Here is a 318-nt window from a genome sequence, read left to right on the forward strand (position 1 = left end):
GGAAGCACCACCCCAAGTACCACCAGCAGGGTTACCTACTAGATTTACTACTGCGTCAGTTGTAAATAATGGTCCTACGGCATCAATGGTTGGCGGAGTAACACCGTCACAAGGATCACCTGGTAGGACCACTTCAATAGTGATAGTATCCTCTTTAATACAACCATTACCAAAATCAACGGTATAGGTTACGTCATAGAATCCAACTCCGATCGACGGGTCAAAAGTGCCATCAGTTGAAGCACCGCTCCAAGTACCACCAGCAGGGTTTGCATTTAAAGTTTGTATACCTGCATCGGTAGCAACAGCACCAACAGG

General features: G+C 46.5%; 1 protein-coding gene. It reads right to left on the reverse strand.

From position 1 onward, the window contains the following. Positions 1-318: hypothetical protein (locus tag RM520_RS15260; RefSeq protein WP_311388575.1), on the reverse strand; the 318-nt coding region annotated here is incomplete at both ends.

Origin of the sequence: Croceitalea vernalis, assembly GCF_031846405.1 — a bacterium.
GTDB lineage: Bacteria > Bacteroidota > Bacteroidia > Flavobacteriales > Flavobacteriaceae > Croceitalea > Croceitalea vernalis.